Genomic DNA, 17,149 nt, shown 5'->3' with positions numbered 1-17,149 from the left:
TCCTCCGACGGCGGGCTCCCTGAGCTGTTGGCCCTGTCGTAGTCGTGTGATCACTTCGACTTCCCAGCACTCACAGGAGGTCAGGTGGCCAGGTCGATCGGGGATTGGTTCGCGGACCACGCACGCGAGCTGCCGGATGATGCGCCGGACGACGAAGTCGTCGAGCGGCAGGCACCCTGGGACCTGCAGGCGGCAGAACTGTCGACCACCCGGTCGGCTCGGCGTGATGCTGGGCTGACCGGCAAGAAGACAACACGGATGTCACGGTCGGGAACCGGCGGCCACAGGGCAGCCGCCGAGACCCCCGCTCGCAACAGCGGCACAGCGTCGGCTCTACAAGCCGCGACTTCGGTCCCGAAGTCCGTGCGCAAGAAGATCCTCGCGGCCGCCCGCCTGAACCCACGAGCCGACGTCAGGAGCCTGGCGGCCTCCCTCACGAGGGCGGGCACTCCGGTCAGCCCGCCACAGGTCGCGGCCATTCTCAAGAGGCCGTTGCCAATAGCCAGCGCCAGAGGCCCCGCGCCGAAGACGAAGCCGGTTCCTCGAAAGGTCGCTTCAGAGATCCGCCGTGTCGCGCACGCCAACCCGCAGATGGGTCACAAGAGACTCGCCGCACTCTTGCGCGCGCATGGGATCGACGTGACCAAGGCCCAGGTCGCCGAGGTGCTGACTCGCCGCTGGCGCTTGCCCTCACGGGACGGACGTGCCACCAAGGGCACGAAGCCGGCCATGGTGATCAAGGTCAACGCGGGCGCTCAGACGAGTCGGACGCTCCACGAGACCCCGTTGTGCCCGTCCTGCGGTATGCGGCTCAGCGTCCTTGCGATGTGCCGTTGCTCGTGACCTCGTCCGCAAGCGGGGGCGGTCAACGCTTGCGCGCACCCTGCTCTCCAACTGCGCGAGCACCCGCGCCCACTCACACCCCGCTCGGATGTCGGGAGGAACTCTCGGATCCGCTCCAGCAGCACTGGCTAATTGATCGGCGACGGCGCATTCCTCGTCCGCCCAGCGGCGAAGTGGTCCGCACAGCGCCGGTCTAGCAGGTGGTGCATCGAGTCCAGACGTCAGCACCCGGGCACCTCGTGAGCACCCGCGCGTCCCATCCGTCCCGCTGCGAAGTCGCGCCCCGGACACCCCATTGGAGGACGACGGCGCAGGGCCGGACCACCTACATTCCGGCAGTTCGTCGGCCCCAGACCGCACCTTGTGAGGAACCGACCGTGACGCGTGGCGACCTCGAACGCACCTCCTTCAACCGGGAGGTCGCGCCCACCATCGCGGCGGCCATGGGCATCCCAGAGCGCTCATCCGACGGCCGGTCGGACCGGTTCGCCTACTTCGCCGACGAGACCCGCTTCCTCGTCGTCGCCGGACCGCAGGAGGGCGACGCCGCCCAGCTGGCGCTGGCGTACGGCATGACCTGGGCCGGCGACCGCCGGCTCGTCCTGGCCCTTCCCCACGGCCACTGCACGGCCACTGCACAGCGCATCCCGTGGTTCACCGACGCGCGCCGTCCCGAGCTGTGGCTGCACGACGGGGCCACCGTCCGGCCGGCACCCGTGCTCGACCGGACGGCAGCCGTCGCCGCCCTCGGCGCGCGCCTGGAGGACGGCGACGTCCGCACGGACTTCGCCGCCGCATCGACCGCCCTGCACCTCGGCGCCCGTGCGGGTGCTGTCGGCCTGCTCGTCGACTGGGCGACCCGGGACCCCCGGCTGGACTCCGCACACCGGCAGAACGAGCGCGCGTGGCACTGCTCAGGACAGCGGGTGCTGTCCGTCCGCGGTCGGCGGGGTGGGCTGCGTGTCCTGGCCGGCATCCACGGCAGCACCGACGACCGCGCACCCCTCGCCCTGGAACTCGACCACGGCACCCGGCTCACCGACGAGCAGCTCGCGGAGGTGCGGGGTGCGGTGGAGGCGGGGATCGTCCGGCGCCTCCAGCCGGGCGAGGGGTCGCTGCACCGTCCCGACGAGCACTGGCTGCAGGCGGTCCTGCGACGCAGTCCCCACCTCGTCGGCATCGAGCAGCCGGCGCTCCGCGAGGTGCCGGCCTGGCGTCCGCGCGACACTCCTGCACGGTGGAGCCGCGGGTACGTCGACCTGCTGGGGCTCGACGGTCACGGTGACCTGCGCGTCGTCGAGACCAAGCTGGCCAGCAACGACGACGCCCTTCTCGTGCTCCAGGGCCTCGACTACCTCACCTGGGCGCACGCCTACCGCGACGTGCTCGCGGACCGGCTCGGGGCCTCACCGGCGGCCCGCCTGGTCCTCGACCTGGTCGTCGGTGCCGACGCGGATGGCCAGGTCGCCCTGTCCCGGTACAGCGCCGCCCTGCTGGCCGCTCTCGCCGACGACGTCGCCTGGTCGGTGCAGGCCGTGACCGACTGGTTCGGCCCGGACGTGAGCCCGTCCGTGGTGTCCCCCGCCGAGCGCACCGTGCCCGCCGAGTGGACGGAGCCCGCCAGGACGGGTGACAACGCCTTCCGCACCGCCTGCCGCGCCACCGCCGTCCGCTGGAAGGAGCGGACCGCCGCGCTGCCGGATGACGCTCGTCGCCCGGCGCCGTACTGGGGCGGCCCGTCGTCCGTTCCGCTGAACTTCTGCCTGCCGGTCGAGCACGCCGCGGCCAACCTGCTGCCCGACGTCCGCGAGGAGGCGCTGTCCCTCTTCGCCGAGCTGGGCATCCCGTGGCACCGGGGCCACGGCGGCGGGCCCGGCAACCACCTGCTGTCCTCGCAGGTGCAGTGCGTCAACGCGCTGGCCCGTATGGTCCGCGACCCCGCTCGACTGCAAAAGGCGTTCGGCAGGGTCCTCGACATCGGGGAGGTGCTGCCCATCGAGCCGGGACGTCACCTGACGTTCGAGTTCATCGGCTCGGCCGACGTCCTGGGCGAGGCGCGGGGCGGCAACCGCACCCGCGGTGCGCAGAACACCAGTGTCGACGCGGCCTTCCTGTACCGGACGTCCGAGGGCGAGACCGAGCTGGCGCTCGTCGAGTGGAAGTACACCGAGGACTACCGGCGCGGGCGCCCGGCTGACCCGGTGAAGGACGCCGTGCGGCGGCAGCGCTACCACCACCTGTGGGCGGCGGACGACGGTCCGCTGCGCACCGACGTCGTCCCGTTCGAGGACATGCTGGCGGAGCCCTTCTACCAGCTGATGCGCCAGCAGCTCCTCGCGCACGGACTCGAGGCGCGCGGGGAGCTGGGCGCCTCGGCGGTACGGGTCGTGCACGTCCTGCCACCGGCCAACAGCGCCTACCAAGCCAGCCTCACCCGGGACGGCCACCGCCAGGCAGGCACGACCGTCGACGAGGTCTGGACGCGGCTGCTGCGCCGGCCCGACCGGTTCCAGCATCTGAACCCGGCCGTCTTCTGTGACCCGGCGGTCACCTCGGACGAGTACGTCGCCCGCTACTCGGCGGACGTTGCATGAGTGACCTGACCAAACCCCCGGGCCAGGGGACCCACAGAGAGAGCACCGACGTCCGCTGGCGTCTTACCCGCATCGAGAGTCCGTGCCGCTTCAACAACCGTCATCGACACACCAGTGGGAGCCACTACGGCTCGAACTCCGGGAGCACAGCTCAGCGGACCGACTGATCACTCTCCGCCCGAGGACTTCAGCACCATGGACGACGAAGACGCGAGGAACCCACAGGGCACATCTGAATGGCGATGACGCCACCTAACACGCATGAGCGCGCTCGGCGAGCGCCTTGGCCAGCGTGCGTTGGCGAGCCAGGTCCTCTCGCGCCTCCTTCTGGATGAGGTAGCGGCGGCGGGCCAGGCGGACACCCACACTCGTCACCGGGCGGAGGATCACGACCCCAGTGGCCGTCTCGACGGCCAGTCCGGCGGCGTGTGCAGCCACGAGCGTGACGCCCTCCTCAGCGAGGATGGACTTGATCTCGTTGACGGAGGCGCCGCCACGTTGCGCCTGGAGGGCGCGTAGGGCAACGATGCTGAGCCCGGTGGCCGGGAGCCACTCGCGCACGAGGCTTCCCGCGTCGAGGGACCCGGCCGCCTGCTGCAGCGTCGCGGTCAAGTCGGCGTTCTGGACCCCCGCGTCGATGACGTCCATCCCTCGCGCAGCCGCCGCCTCCGCAACCTCGCTGGTCGCGATGACGTGGCCGATGTCGGGATACCTGTCGAAGTGCTCCGCCAGGTAGTCGACGGATCCAGTGGCCTTCATCTGCACGACGCCGACGACCTCGTCGTCCCGGAGCAGTTCGGCGTCCCACCCTGGCTGGTTGAGCTTCTCGGCGAGCGCGAGACCGTCAGCGCCCTCCGGTAGATCTAGCACCCCGGCTTCGGCCCGGTGCTCCACGACGTCCTCGAACAACGTCCCCTTGACACCGTTCACGAATCCGCCAGCCGAGGCGCTGTCCACGGGAGCGACGAGGAAGCCCAACGCGCGGGGGTTCCAGTTCTCTGCCCACCCGAGCCGCTCCAGCGCCTCGACGATCTCCGGTGGCCACTCGTCCTCAGCCGCGGCCAGGTAGCCGTCGACCGCCAGTCCGGCCGTGGCCCACGTCTCCGGCGGGATCCTCCGCAGGTCAGCCACCCTGCGACTGACGACGTCCCAGGGAAGCGCCGTTGCCCCCAGGCGCTCCAGTCGCTCCTTCAGCGCATCCAGTCGCTCGGCCAGCGGGATCACTCGGCGCCCTCGAGGACGGCGACGCGCGCGCGGAGGTCCTCGATGAGGCCCTGCTGCAGCGTGAGCACCTCGAGCATCTGCTCGAGGAGGGCGCGCTGCTCCTTCCACAACTCGTCCTGCGTGGCGAACTCGTGTACCTGTCCGCCAACATGGGCCGCGACCTTGAGCGCCTCGGACGTGGTCTTCTTGCCCTGCTCGAAGACGGGTGCGAGCTTCTTGCCCACCTCCGTGTCCGCGACCCGCTCCCCCGCTGTGACTGCGACGCTTCTCAGCCGCCCCAGGAAGTCGAAGCCCTCGCTCGTCTGCACCTCGGTGACCACACCGCTCTCCTGTCCTCAGTCCTCGCCTTCCGAGGACATCGACGAGTGACCGGCCACATGAAGCCGACACACGGCGTGGTCATCCGTTCGGGAGGGCCTGACGCAAAGCGACGGCAACCCAAGAAGGACCACCGTGGCATGCCGGCACCATCCGGTGTGGCCGCGCGGTTCCCCGGCTGCTGTGCGCGCTTCTTGCGAGTGGCACCGTTAGCTCGCGGTGGCGTTCCAGTTACGGTCCGTCCGTGGGAGATCTGACACCCGGGGTCTACGAACACCTGCTGACGGAGGCACTGAACGGTCGATTGGCCGACACGGACGCCGACCTCGTCTTCCTTGGCGAGCTCGACCCGGTCGACGCGCACGAGACGCTGACCCGGCACATCGCCGAATTGGCCTCCCGAGCCCTGCGGAACGCCGGCGGCAGTGACCGGACCGCGGTCAGCCGACAGGTCGCACTGGCCAACGACATGGTCAAGGCCATCACCGCACTGGCGCCGGACGCGGCCGCTCCCGAGGACGCCGTCGTCGAGCCGCCGCGCACACTGCTCGCCATCGCCCAGCCCTCCCCCACGCCGGGCCCGGCGACCTTCCCAGGGCGGCCGGCCGTCCCGATGTCCACCAGTGCCCTGCTCGTCAACGGCCGCGGCCAGCCGCGCATCGGCTTCGAAGTCGCCCGCGAGCTTGCTTCCGCGGACTCCGTCGACCTGCTGTGCGCCTTCATCAAGTGGCAGGGCCTGCGGGTCATCGAGAAGCAGCTGACCGAGCTGCGCGAGCGCGGCGGCCGGTTGCGCGTCATCACCACCACGTACATGGGCGCCACCGACCAGCGCGCTCTCGATCGCCTGGTCGAGCAGGGTGCCGAGGTGAAGGTCTCCTACGAGACCCGGACGACGCGGCTGCACGCCAAGGCCTGGCTGTTCCGTCGCGCCACCGGCCTGTCGACGGCGTACGTCGGCTCGTCGAACCTGTCCCGCACCGCTCTGACCGACGGTCTTGAGTGGAACGTGCGGCTGTCCAACGTCGAGCAGGCGCACCTGCTCACCACGTTCGCTGAGACCTTCGACAGCTACTGGCTCGACCCGTCGTTCGAGACCTACGAGCCGCACCGCGATGGCGACCGCCTCCGCGCAGCGCTGGCGGCGGAGCGCGGCGGCCCGTCCGACCTGCCCATCGAGATCACCACGCTCGACGTCCGCCCCTTCGGCTACCAGCGCGAGATCCTCGAGGCGCTCGACGCCGAACGGACCGTCCACAACCGCTGGCGCAACCTCGTCGTGATGGCAACCGGCACCGGCAAGACGGTCGTCTCCGCGCTGGACTACCGGCGGCTCCGTGAGAGCGGCATGGTCGACCGCCTGCTGTTCGTCGCCCATCGCGAGGAGCTGCTGACCCAGAGCCTGTCGACGTTCCGCCACGTCCTCCGCCAGGGCGACTTCGGCGAGCTGTTCGTCGGCGGCCAGCGGCCCCGCGAGTGGCGGCACGTCTTCGGCTCCGTGCAGTCGCTCAACCAGCTCGACCTCGACGAGCTCGACCCCGCGCACTTCGACGTCGTCATCGTCGACGAGTTCCACCACGCCGAGGCGAGCACTTACCGGCGGCTGCTCGAGCACCTCAAGCCGACCGTCCTGCTCGGTCTGACGGCGACGCCCGAGCGAGCCGACGGCGCCGACGTGCGCACCTGGTTCGACGGACGCACCGCCGTTGAGCTGCGGCTGTGGGAGGCGCTCGAGCAGAACCTCCTGGCTCCGTTCCAGTACTTCGGCATCCACGACGACGTCGCACTCGACCAGTTGCGGTGGAAGCGCGGCCGCGGGTACGACACCACCGAGCTGACCAATGTCTACACCGGCGACGACCACCGTGTCCGGCTCGTCCTGCAGGCGGTGAAGGACAAGATCGAGGACCCCGGCCGGATGCGAGCGCTGGGCTTCTGCGTGAGCGTCCAGCACGCGCAGTACATGGCCGACCGGTTCACCCGCGCCGGCATCCCGAGCCGCGCGGTGACGTCGACGTCGACTCGCGAGGAGCGGGCGGCGGCGCTGGCCGCTTTGCGCGACCGGACGGTCAACGTCCTCTTCGCCGTCGACCTGTTCAACGAAGGCCTCGACATCCCGACCGTCGACACCGTGTTGTTCCTCCGGCCCACGGAGAGCGCGACCGTGTTCCTCCAGCAGCTGGGTCGCGGTCTGCGGCTGGCCGAGGACAAGGCCTGTCTGACGGTCCTCGACTTCATCGGCGCCCAGCACAAGGAGTTCCGCTTCGACCTGCGCTTCCGCGCGCTGACCGGCAGCTCGCGGCGAGGCGTGCAGCGGGACGTTGAGCAGGGCTTCCCCACCCTCCCTGCCGGCTGTCACATCGAGCTCGACCGCGTGGCGCAGCGGATCGTCCTCGACAACATCAAGCAGTCGCTGAGCGTGTCGTGGAAGGGGCTGGTCAACGAGGCAAAGCGCGAGCAGTCGCCGTCGCTGGCCGACTTCCTCGAGGAGACGGGCGTTGAACTCGAGGACCTCTACCGCGGCAACGGTCGCAGCTGGCTGGACCTGCAGCGCGCCGCCGGCTGGGTCGACGACGTACCTGGCCCGGACGACGCTGCCCTGGGTGCCGCGCTCGGCCGGATGCTGCACCTCGACGACCTGGAGCGGCTGCGCTTTTTCCAGTCGTTGCACCAATCCGATGCGGGCGCGCACAGCCGGGCTCGGCTGAGGCGGCTGGCCGCGATGATGCACTTCTCGCTGTTCGGCTCGCGGACGCCGTTCAGCAGCATCGAGGAGTCGCTGGCACGACTGCTGGTCAACCAGGGCCGCATCGAGGAGCTGGTTGAGCTCAGCGGCGTGCTGCACGGGCGCATCCACCGGGTGGCCCGACCGCTCACCGAGGCCGGCGATCGCCCGCTGCACGTCCATGCGCGTTACAGCCGCGACGAGGCACTGGCAGCCTTCGGACTCGAGGACCTCAACGGCACATGGGGCTCGGGCGTGAAGTGGGTGCCCGGGGACCAAGCGGACGTCTTCTTTGTGACCCTGCAGAAAACGGAGGCGCACTTCTCCCCTACCACGATGTACGCCGACCACGCCATCACGCCGACGCTGTTCCAGTGGGAGTCGCAGAACGCGACGGCCGAGCGGTCGACGACGGGGCAGCGCTACGTCAACCACCAGCAACTGGGCACGTCCGTGCATCTGTTCGTTCGCGAGTCGAAGACGGCGGACGGCACGCTCGGCACGCCGCCCTACCTCTACGCCGGGCCGATGTCCTACGTGTCCCACACCGGCGAGCGCCCGATGCGCATCCTCTGGCGACTCGACTACGCCCTGCCGGCCGACGTCTTCCACGCCGCGAGGGTCGCTTGAAGGTTGGATCGTCCTTGCAACAGAGCGGACCGCGACCTGTTCCCCACTGCTGTTACGGGGATAACGGGACGTCCTGCCCTCGGCCGTCAGAGGCGGGTGAGAGCCTCCAGGCATGAGCGCCGCCGCTTCGCCCTTGAATCGCCGATTTCTCAGCGCGGTCCTGGCACTGGGACTGTTGAGTACCGTCGTCGGCGCCAACTGGCTCGTGTCCACCTTCGGCGTCATCCCTGCAGGGTTCGGCCTGATGGTGCCCGCCGGCACCTATGCGGCCGGCCTTGCTCTCGGGCTGCGCGACGGCCTGGACCGACTCGGCGGGTTCACCTGGGTCCTGCCCACCATCGCCCTGGGCGTCATCCTGTCCGCGCTGCTCGCCGGCCCTGGCATCGCGGGCGCGTCAGCCGCAGCGTTTGCACTCGGGGAGTTGACCGACCTGTTCGTCTGGCGTCGCCTGCGACGGTCTGGCTGGCGCCGGGCGCTCATTGCCTCCAACGCCGTTGGAGCAGTCGTCGACACCTGCGTCTTCCTGCCCCTGGCCGGCATCCCTCTGACCATGACCAATGTCGGGGGCCAGGTCCTGGTCAAGGCCGTCTACGTGACGGCGAGCATCCTGGTCGTCGTGGAGATCGCCCGGCGCGCCGTTGCGGTTGCCGGACGTACCGCGGCGGGCGGTGAACGACGGAGCGAGCGACTCGCTCCCAGCGGCTCGGCCTAGACCGAGGTCGCTCCCTGGTAGACCACGCCGGAGTTCGCCGTCTCGCTCACACTGACGCTGTACAGGTCGGGCAGGACATCGATCAGATGCTCCCAGAGCCATTGAGCGAGCAACTCACTCGTTGGGTTGTCCAGCCCGGGGACGTCGTTGAGCACCTTGTGATCGAGCTCCGCCTCGAGGGGACGGAACGCCTCTTTGATGTCCCCGAAGTCGCGGACCCAGCCCGCAACGGGATCGACTTCCCCGCGGAGACGGATCTCGACCGTGTAGGTGTGCCCGTGCATGTTGCCGCACTTGTGGCCGGCCGGGACCTTGGGCAGGTAGTGCGCGGCATCGAAGGAGAAGGTGCGCCACAACTCGGTCATGGGATCCTCAAGTACTTGTGGGTCTGCAGGCTCAGGGACCACTGGGGGTTGCTCAGGCAGTAGGCGACCGCTCGGGCGGTGTTCTCCTCGACGCGCTGGTCATCAAGCGGTTGCAGACGGAACGAGCGGAAGTCGAGCGACTCGAAGGTCTCGGGTAGCGCCCGGGGCTGGGGAAAGACCAGTTTCAGCTCGTCACCGCTCGTGACGACCAGGTCAGCGCCTGCCTTGGGGCTGACACAAATCCAGTCGAGCCCCCGGGGAGGGCGCTGCGTGCCGTTGGTCTCCACGGCGATCTCGAAGCCGCGGTCGTGCAGCGCGTCGACGGCAGCCTCGTCGAGTTGCAGGAGCGGTTCGCCACCGGTGCAGACGACGAAGGGGCGCCCACCGCCGGGCCACCGTCGGGCGACCGCGTCCGCCAGTGCGTCCGCGCTGACGTATTTGCCCCCGCCTTCGCCATCAACGCCGACGAAGTCGGTGTCACAGAACTGGCACACGGCCCGGTGCCTGTCCCGCTCCAGACCGGTCCACAGGTTGCAGCGGGAGAAGCGGCAGAAGACGGCGGGACGTCCCGCGTGCGCGCCCTCTCCTTGCAGCGTGTAGAAGATCTCTTTGATGAAGTACGTCTTCATCGGGGCCAGTACGGCGTGGGGTCCACCAGGCCGGCTTCGGCGAAGCCGCGCAGGCGCAGGGTGCAGGAGTCGCACTCGCCGCAGGACCCGCGTTCATCGGCTCGGTAGCAACTGACCGTCATGGAGTAGTCGACACCCAGCCGGGTGCCCTCCCGGACGATGTCCGCCTTGGTCATGGTCATCAGGGGTGCGTGCACGGAGATGTGCTGGCGCCCCTCGACCGCGGCGGCGGTGGCCAGGTTGGCCAGACGCTCGAAGGCCTCGATGAACTCAGGCCTGCAGTCCGGGTAGCCGCTGTAGTCGAGGGCGTTGACGCCGATGAAGATGTCCTCGGCGCCCAGCACCTCGGCATAACCCAGGGCACAGGCGAGAAAGACCGTGTTGCGGGCAGGCACGTAGGTCGACGGGATGCCCTCGCCGATGTCGTCGTGCGTTCGGCCGATCGGCACCTCCATCGCGTCGTCTGTCAAAGAACTCCCACCGAAGGCGCTCAGCCCGACGTGGAGCACCTCGTGCCGTTTCACGCCCATCGCGGCTGCGACGGCGCGAGCCGATGCCAGTTCCACCTCGTGCTTCTGCCCGTAGTCGAAGCTCAACGCGAACGGCTCGAAGCCTCGGTCCCTGGCGATCGCCAGGACCGTCGTCGAGTCGAGTCCTCCGCTGAGCAGGACCACCGCCGGCTTGCTCATGCTCACCTCCTTGGTCGCAGCGACCCTAGGCGGACAGCATGCAGGCCGCTGCAGTTGACACGCCAGCAGGGTGCCTCATGCGCACCGCAACTGCAGCTCGGTCTAGATTGCCCGTGTGCAGCAACTGTGCGGGACGCGAGCCAAGGGGCGCCTCACAATCGTCGTCTCCTGCACGGCCACGAAACGGGTGGCTGCCGCGGACGACACCATGGTCCGGCACCTGAACGATGGTCCGGGCAGGGTGCACACGTGGGTCGAGCGACTCGACAGCCAGCCAGCGACCGATCGCGTCCCCCTGCGCGGTCTGTACGGCGGCCCGATGTGGCAGTCCGCACTCGACCTCGAGTCGCGAGCTCAGCATCTCGGCTACACAGTCGATCTGTGGGTCGCCTCAGCCGGCCTGGGCCTGGCTCCGGTGGACAGCAGCGCTCCGGCCTATGAGGCCAGCTTCTCGGCCGGCCCGGATCAGGTCGCGGAGGATCGCCACGGCCGCCGTTCCTGGTGGCTGGGGCTCCGGACGAGGACCTTCCTGGGCCGCACCGCGGCCGACCTGCGTCTCGTGCGGGAGGAAGCAGACCAGTTCCTGCTCGCTCTGTCGCCCAGCTACCTCCAGCCGCTCGGTGAGGAACTTCTGGCCCTCGCCGGCGACGAGGGCGTGGCGGTCGTCTCGAGCCATCGACCGACGCCGCAGTCCCCCGTCTCCAGCTACGGACTGCGGCAGAGGCTGGGCGGGACACAGGTCACCCTGAACGCCCGTGCCGCTGCCAAGTACCTCGAGTTGGCGGGTGGGACCCCCATCGGGAGTTCGACCGCACACCTGCGCTGGGAGGAGTGGGCGGTCGGCAACCGACTGTCGGAGGCAGCGCCCCGTCCGCCGTTGACGGACGACGAGGTGCGCACCTTCATCCGCGAGAGCCTGCAGGTCCGCCCGACGGCCCGGACCCCTCTGCTGACCGAACTGCGCCGGTCAGGGTCGGCGTGCGAGCAGTCTCGCTTCGCACGTCTGTATCGAGAAGTCCAGGAGGAGCAGTGACGGCTCCCGAGAACGTCCTGCAGCGACGCGCACTCTCCGTACAGCAACCGTCGGGGACACCCGTCTTCCTCTTCACCGTCACTGCGGCGGAACTGCTCCAGGTCGCGGACATCAGTCGCATCTCACGCGACGAAGAAGGCCAACTCATCGGCTACCAGCGCCCCGAGGTCCGCCGGCACGTCAACCAGATTGTCGAGTACCTCGACGGGGACTCCGTGCTCTTCCCCCACGCCGTCATCGTCGCCCTGCCCTCGACGGTCAAGTTCCGTCAGAGCCGCGGCCCCGGGACGCATGACGGGCTGGCCGCGGCAGGGACTCTCGAGATCCCGCTGCCCAAGCCCGGCGAGTCACGGCCCGGATGGCTAGTAGACGGACAGCAGCGCGCGCTAGCGCTGACACGGACGAAGCGACAGGACCTCCCCGTTCCGGTCACTGCCTTCATCGCCGACGACATCGAGGTCCAGCGAGACCAGTTCCTCCGCGTGAACAACGTCCAACCGCTCCCCCGCGGACTCGTGACCGAACTGCTGCCCGAGGTCTGGACCTCTCTCTCGCCCAAGATGAGCGCGAAGCGCATTCCCAGCGCCCTCGTCGATCTACTGAACAGGCAACCGGCCTCCCCGTTCCACGGCCTCATCAAGCGGGCCTCGACTCCGGACACCGAGAAGCCCCAGGCTGTCGTGACCGACACCGTCCTGGTCAGCGCGATCGAGGAGAGCCTCAACTCCTCCGCGGGCGCCCTGTACCCGTACCGCAACATGGCGACGGCCGAGACCGACATCGACGGGATCTACCGCCTGCTCCTGTGCTACTGGCGTGCGGTCCGCGCGACCTTCCCCGACGCCTGGGGCCTTCCCCCGACGCAGTCCAGGCTCATGCATGGCACCGGCCTGCGGGCCATGGCCCGACTGATGGACCGGGTCATGCTGACCATCGACCCCACTCACAAGGACGCCGAGCAAGCCGTGCGCCAGGAGCTCGGCAAGGTCGCTCCGTACTGTCGGTGGACCGCAGGAGAGTGGGACGACCTCGGCGTCGCCTGGGACGCCCTCCAGAACATCCAGAGAGACATCCGCATGCTGAGCAACTACCTCGTTCGCCTGTACATCCAGGAGTCCCAGAAGGCACGGGCGTGAGGTTCTTCTTTCCCGACAGCCAGGACCAGATCAGTCCGTCCTTCGACTTCCGCACCGAGGAGTACTCGCCGTTCCGGGTCCGGCAACGGGACGACCGCTACGCGCACGAGGTGCTCGATCCTCCGCCGTACGACGGCCTCCTCGTCAGCAAGGCGATCGTTGATGGGAGCACCCGAGGAGCTGGCAAGTACTCCGAAGCCCAGCGCTCGCGGCTCTACCGATACGGCGTCCGAGAGTTTTTCCGCCTGCCGGTGAACGCCCCTACCCTCGGGGACTGCGGCGCCTTCAACTACGTGAACGAGCCAGAACCCCCTTACTCGGTGACCGAGGTCGCCGACTTCTATGAGTCGATCGGGTTCGCGGCCGGGGTCTCGGTGGACCACGTGGTCCTGGCATACGACAGGCGACTCGACCTCCAGCATGGACATGAGGACTGGCAGGAGCGACGCCGGATATCGTTGCGCTACGCGCAGACTTTTCTCGATGAGTGTCGCGACCGCGGTGAACCCTTCGTACCCGTCGGCGCCGCCCAGGGATGGGATCCGACGAGCTACACCGACAGCGTCGGCCAACTCCAGGACATGGGTTACAAGCGCATCGCACTGGGCGGCATGGTCCCCTTGAAGACGCCAGACATCCTGGCCTCCCTGGCGGCCGTCGACGAGATCAGGAATGCCGACGTCGAACTCCACCTGCTAGGGATCACCCGACTGGAGTCCATGTCCGAGTTCGCCCAATACGGGGTCACGAGTTTCGACAGCACGGCACCGTTTCGGCAAGCCTTCATGGACGACCGGAACAACTATCACGTACGCAACGGTGAGCATTACGTTGCCATTCGAGTACCACAGGTAGACGCGAACCCCACAGTCAAGCGACGCGTCCTCGCCGGCGAGATCGACCAACGCGAAGCGGTCCAGGCAGAACGCCGTTGCCTCGAGGCCCTGCGCGCCGCCGGCACGAATGCCGCGTACAACAATGAGGCCCTGGACGCCTTGAACCAGTACGAGCAGATCATCGGTGTCCGACGCAGTTATCTGTCTGAGTACACGGACACCCTCGCCGACCGGCCGTGGGAACGGTGCAACTGCAGCCTCTGCGAAGCACATGGCATCGAGATCGCGATATTCCGTGGCACGGAACGCAACAAGCGCCGCGGATTCCACAACCTGTCCGTCCTGTGCTCGCAGGTACGCGAGTTGCCACAGAAGACGAAGGAGGCCGTGTGATGGCCGATCGTTACGACCTCCGACTCCCCTGCATCAGGCTGATGCAGGGGGAACGCGCCCTGTACTCGTTCGCCGTCGACGGCAAACGACTCGGGGACTTCGCTGCGGTGGCTCGCGTCGGACGAGACGAGGACGCGGGACTGCAGGGCTACCAACGTCCCGAGGTCCTCAAGCACATCCGGGGCATCCAGAGGTACCTGGAGAAGCCCGGCGCCCTACTGCCGAACGCGATCGTTGTCGCGTTCGATGACAGTGTGCGATTCGAGGCGATCGACGCGGACTCCTCCGCTGTCACCTACGCGGCGATGGGGACCCTCGTTATCCCGGTGGACGAATCGCAGGACGACGGGCACAAGCCCGGATGGATCGTCGATGGCCAGCAACGGACCGCTGCGATCCGTGAGTCTGAAGTGGACGAGTTCCCCGTGTGCGTCATCTCCTTCGTCGCCAACGAGGAAGAACAGCGCGCGCAGTTCATCCTGGTCAACAACACCCGCCCACTACCCAAGGGGCTCATCCACGAACTTCTGCCGGCCACACAGGACGAGTTGCCCTTGCCCTTGATGCGCCGCCGGCTCGCCGCCGAGGTCGTCTACCGCCTCAACGTAGACTCGGACTCCCCGTTCCACGAGATGATCGCCACGCCAACCCAACCCAAGGGGATCATCAAGGACAACGCCGTCCTCCGGATGGTGGAGAACAGCGTCTACAACGGCGCTCTCTACGCCTATCGCTATGCGGACACCGGCGAAGGTAATGTCGGGGCGATGGTCAGTCACCTCAAAACCTTTTGGAGCACCGTTGAGGCCACGTTCCCCGACGCATGGAGGTTGCCGCCGCGGAACTCAAGGCTCACTCACGGGGCCGGCATTGCCGCTCTCGGCTACGTCATGGACCACCTTACCGAAGGGGTTCCCTTGGCCGAGGTAGGCCAGGCCAGTAGCACAATTGGCAAGTTGGCCGGGTCCGCCTGGACGACTGGGGAGTGGGCGTTCCCGACGGGGCCGCGCCGCTGGAACCAGATTCAGAACACGCCGAACGACATACGCCTCCTCACCAACTTCCTGATGACCCAACTCTCAATCTGACCGGCCGTCGGATCACCCAGTACGACCCTCGCAGGACGCCCCGGTGGGAGCCGAAGCAAGCCACTTGGACCGGTTCATAGTGGAAAAGATGACTGTGCGGCATACGGCCCACCCCTCTCAATCCGTTAGTTCGGCGATGCCCGCTTCAACCGCGCGCATCATCGACGCAGACCCGGATCCGTCCGCGTATCGGATTAGCGCCCTATTTGCAGCACCAGTAATGAAGCCGGTAGCCGCGTGGGCCGCCCGCCGCGTAGCCATGACGATCAAGTCGGCGTTTCGGGCGTGCTGACGCAAGGCTGGACTGCCGACCTTGTCAGAGGAGGTATGCACGCCGACGCCGGGCCACTGCAGTTCGACCGCCTTCTCTACGCGCGCAAGGCATCCCTCGTCGAGGCTGTACAGCAGCAACTGACCGCGAAGCGCCCGGCCGCTGGTTTCATCCGTGCTGTCGGCTTCCCGGTCATTCCATGTGAAGTCAAGTTCGACGTCGGCGGCGATGAGTGATGCCAGGCGTCTAAGAGCTGGTGAGAGCCTGTGCCGTAGATGGTGGAGTGGGGACAGCAGGGCCGCGACGAATGCTGCCCGCGTGTCGGGGTCGCTGTTAGGGCCGGAGGCGACGACATCGGCGATGTCAAGGACGCGGGCGGCGGTGCTAGTCGCAACCCACTGCGAGGCATACGAGCGGAGGTCCTCGAGCGTTCCCCGGTACAGCGCGACCGGTGGCGCTGCGCGAAGGACGATCTCCAGAAGGGCGCAGATTGCACCGAGGTCATTGGGGCTGAAGCGTTCCGCGACAAGATAGTGGCTTAGAAGAGCAGCAGCCGTTCTCACTGCTGGGTGGTTCGGGTCATCGGTGTCGAGGAATGTGGCCACGCTCGAGAGGAGCGAGTCAGTGGCGATCTGTGGGAGCGCGTCGATTGCGTCGGCGAGTTCTGCGTCGATACTCCACGCCGGCGCCCAATTCTCGACCTGCTCGACTGTTAGGTCGCCCCCTTGAGGTGCGTCGAGTTGGTCGGTCCAGGCGAGCCAAGAGTCGATCGTTGGTGGCTGGTCGACGGTGCTGGCGTCTGCACTCGTGTCGCTTACCGCAACTTCGGCTGTGACATCGGATTCCGCCTCCACCACTGCCGTCTGCTCGGCAGCCGGCGCAGCCTGAACGTGCTCGTGTAGCCCGCTGAGCATGTCCGAGTTGATGGCGCCGGTCGCCGCGAGTGCCATCCCGAGGCCTGCGTCGCCGCGCGCTACGGCGGCGATGGCGCCGACGGTGATCGCGTCAGGATCGTTTGCGTTGGCGAGTCGAGTGTCGACGAGCATGGCGACGTCGGGTTCGGCTGTGCTCAGCGCCGCGACGGCGTCCGGCAGGTTTTCGGCGGTCAGGGGAAGGGCGAGGTTGGCTCTGGCCCAGGCTGCGAGGACTGCTTCCCGAACGAGTAGGGGTGGTTCGGAGTAGACGATCGTGGGCAACGATCCGTGCGCGAGCAGGGCGCGGTCTTGGCCGAGTCGTGCGAGTCGTCGAATCTCAAGATAGGCGAGGTTCTCGTGGGAGATCCCGCCCAGGGTCTCGATCTCGTGCAGGATCTCGGCGGAGGTTTCGGCCGACCCGTTGGCGAGTGCCAGTTCGAACTCGCGGAGCATTCGTCCGATCGGGCGGGCCGGATTGGGGCGGCGCAGTGGTTGGTCACGGAGGGTGTCGACCAGGCGTTTGATCGCGGTGTAGGCCGGTCCTGCTGTCTGCGGTTGGGGGCGCAGGACGTAGGTCGTGCCAGGGCCAACGAGGTCCAGGATTGCTGCGTCGATGGGATCCTCCGCCTTGAGCGCGGCTACGCGCCCATCGAAGGGACACCAGTTGTGGGCGACCGCTGCCTCCAGCAAGGGGCGCATGCGGCCGGCGTGCGCGGTATCCCAACAGGTCACGTAATACAAGGCCGCTGGCC

Annotated in this window: 14 protein-coding genes; 8 read left to right on the top strand and 6 right to left on the bottom strand. The window is 68.1% G+C overall.

The window, feature by feature from the left end:
* Positions 1–84 precede the first annotated feature (84 nt).
* Together ACI78Z_RS08030 and ACI78Z_RS08025 are read left to right on the top strand one after the other, a co-directional pair.
* On the top strand, positions 85–843 hold the full coding sequence (locus ACI78Z_RS08030; protein WP_457035999.1) for a hypothetical protein: 759 nt from the start codon (positions 85–87) through the stop codon (positions 841–843).
* 377 nt (positions 844–1,220) lie between these two features.
* On the top strand, positions 1,221–3,437 hold the full coding sequence (locus ACI78Z_RS08025; protein WP_457035998.1) for a PGN_0703 family putative restriction endonuclease: 2,217 nt from the start codon (positions 1,221–1,223) through the stop codon (positions 3,435–3,437).
* A 252-nt stretch (positions 3,438–3,689) separates the two neighbouring features.
* Here ACI78Z_RS08025 and ACI78Z_RS08020 read toward each other — a convergent pair whose 3' ends face one another.
* A complete protein-coding gene (locus tag ACI78Z_RS08020) occupies positions 3,690–4,661 on the bottom strand; it encodes a hypothetical protein (RefSeq protein WP_457035997.1) in 972 nt (323 codons plus the stop codon).
* On the bottom strand, positions 4,658–4,981 hold the full coding sequence (locus ACI78Z_RS08015) for a hypothetical protein (protein ID WP_457035996.1): 324 nt from the start codon (positions 4,979–4,981) through the stop codon (positions 4,658–4,660). The genes ACI78Z_RS08020 and ACI78Z_RS08015 overlap by 4 nt, the downstream gene beginning before the upstream one ends.
* Positions 4,982–5,223: 242 nt before the next feature.
* Between ACI78Z_RS08015 and ACI78Z_RS08010 the strand changes: the two genes are divergently transcribed.
* Both ACI78Z_RS08010 and ACI78Z_RS08005 read left to right on the top strand, forming a co-directional pair.
* Entirely contained in the window at positions 5,224–8,331 is a 3,108-nt protein-coding gene (locus ACI78Z_RS08010; protein WP_457035995.1) for a DUF3427 domain-containing protein, read from the top strand.
* Between the two features lie 112 nt (positions 8,332–8,443).
* A complete protein-coding gene (locus ACI78Z_RS08005) occupies positions 8,444–9,043 on the top strand; it encodes a VUT family protein (RefSeq protein ID WP_457035994.1) in 600 nt (199 codons plus the stop codon).
* On the opposite strand, the gene queD is transcribed toward ACI78Z_RS08005, so the two are convergent.
* From queD to queC, 3 genes are read right to left on the bottom strand one after another with little or no spacing between them, the layout of a single operon-like run.
* The gene (queD, locus tag ACI78Z_RS08000) at positions 9,040–9,408 is read right to left on the bottom strand and encodes a 6-carboxytetrahydropterin synthase QueD (RefSeq protein WP_457035993.1); all 369 of its coding nucleotides are present in this window, start codon (positions 9,406–9,408) and stop codon (positions 9,040–9,042) included. The genes ACI78Z_RS08005 and queD overlap by 4 nt on opposite strands.
* On the bottom strand, positions 9,405–10,037 hold the full coding sequence (gene queE / locus ACI78Z_RS07995) for a 7-carboxy-7-deazaguanine synthase (protein ID WP_457035992.1): 633 nt from the start codon (positions 10,035–10,037) through the stop codon (positions 9,405–9,407). Before queE ends, queD begins: the two co-directional genes overlap by 4 nt.
* The gene (queC, locus tag ACI78Z_RS07990) at positions 10,034–10,726 is read right to left on the bottom strand and encodes a 7-cyano-7-deazaguanine synthase QueC (RefSeq protein WP_457035991.1); all 693 of its coding nucleotides are present in this window, start codon (positions 10,724–10,726) and stop codon (positions 10,034–10,036) included. The genes queE and queC overlap by 4 nt, the downstream gene beginning before the upstream one ends.
* A gap of 115 nt (positions 10,727–10,841) precedes the next feature.
* Between queC and ACI78Z_RS07985 the strand changes: the two genes are divergently transcribed.
* Genes ACI78Z_RS07985 through dbpB (ACI78Z_RS07970) form a run of 4 tightly spaced genes read left to right on the top strand, consistent with a single transcriptional unit; the run spans position 10,842 to position 15,212 of the window.
* Positions 10,842–11,759, top strand: coding sequence for a hypothetical protein (locus ACI78Z_RS07985; RefSeq protein ID WP_457035990.1), 918 nt, complete (start codon positions 10,842–10,844; stop codon positions 11,757–11,759).
* Entirely contained in the window at positions 11,756–12,895 is a 1,140-nt protein-coding gene (dbpB, locus tag ACI78Z_RS07980; protein ID WP_457035989.1) for a DGQHR domain-containing protein DpdB, read from the top strand. Before ACI78Z_RS07985 ends, dbpB (ACI78Z_RS07980) begins: the two co-directional genes overlap by 4 nt.
* The gene (dpdA, locus tag ACI78Z_RS07975) at positions 12,892–14,124 is read left to right on the top strand and encodes a tRNA-guanine transglycosylase DpdA (protein ID WP_457035988.1); all 1,233 of its coding nucleotides are present in this window, start codon (positions 12,892–12,894) and stop codon (positions 14,122–14,124) included. The genes dbpB (ACI78Z_RS07980) and dpdA overlap by 4 nt, the downstream gene beginning before the upstream one ends.
* On the top strand, positions 14,124–15,212 hold the full coding sequence (gene dbpB / locus ACI78Z_RS07970; RefSeq protein WP_457035987.1) for a DGQHR domain-containing protein DpdB: 1,089 nt from the start codon (positions 14,124–14,126) through the stop codon (positions 15,210–15,212). Before dpdA ends, dbpB (ACI78Z_RS07970) begins: the two co-directional genes overlap by 1 nt.
* A 117-nt stretch (positions 15,213–15,329) precedes the next feature.
* Here the strand turns inward: dbpB (ACI78Z_RS07970) and dpdD are convergent, their stop codons facing one another.
* Positions 15,330–17,096 carry a protein DpdD gene (dpdD, locus tag ACI78Z_RS07965; protein ID WP_457035986.1) on the bottom strand — a complete coding sequence of 589 codons (1,767 nt, stop codon included), beginning with the start codon at positions 17,094–17,096 and terminating at the stop codon, positions 15,330–15,332.
* Positions 17,097–17,149: the final 53 nt, after the last annotated feature.

The organism is Geodermatophilus sp. SYSU D01176 (assembly GCF_054050015.1).
This window is presented reverse-complemented; position numbering and strand designations above follow the sequence as displayed.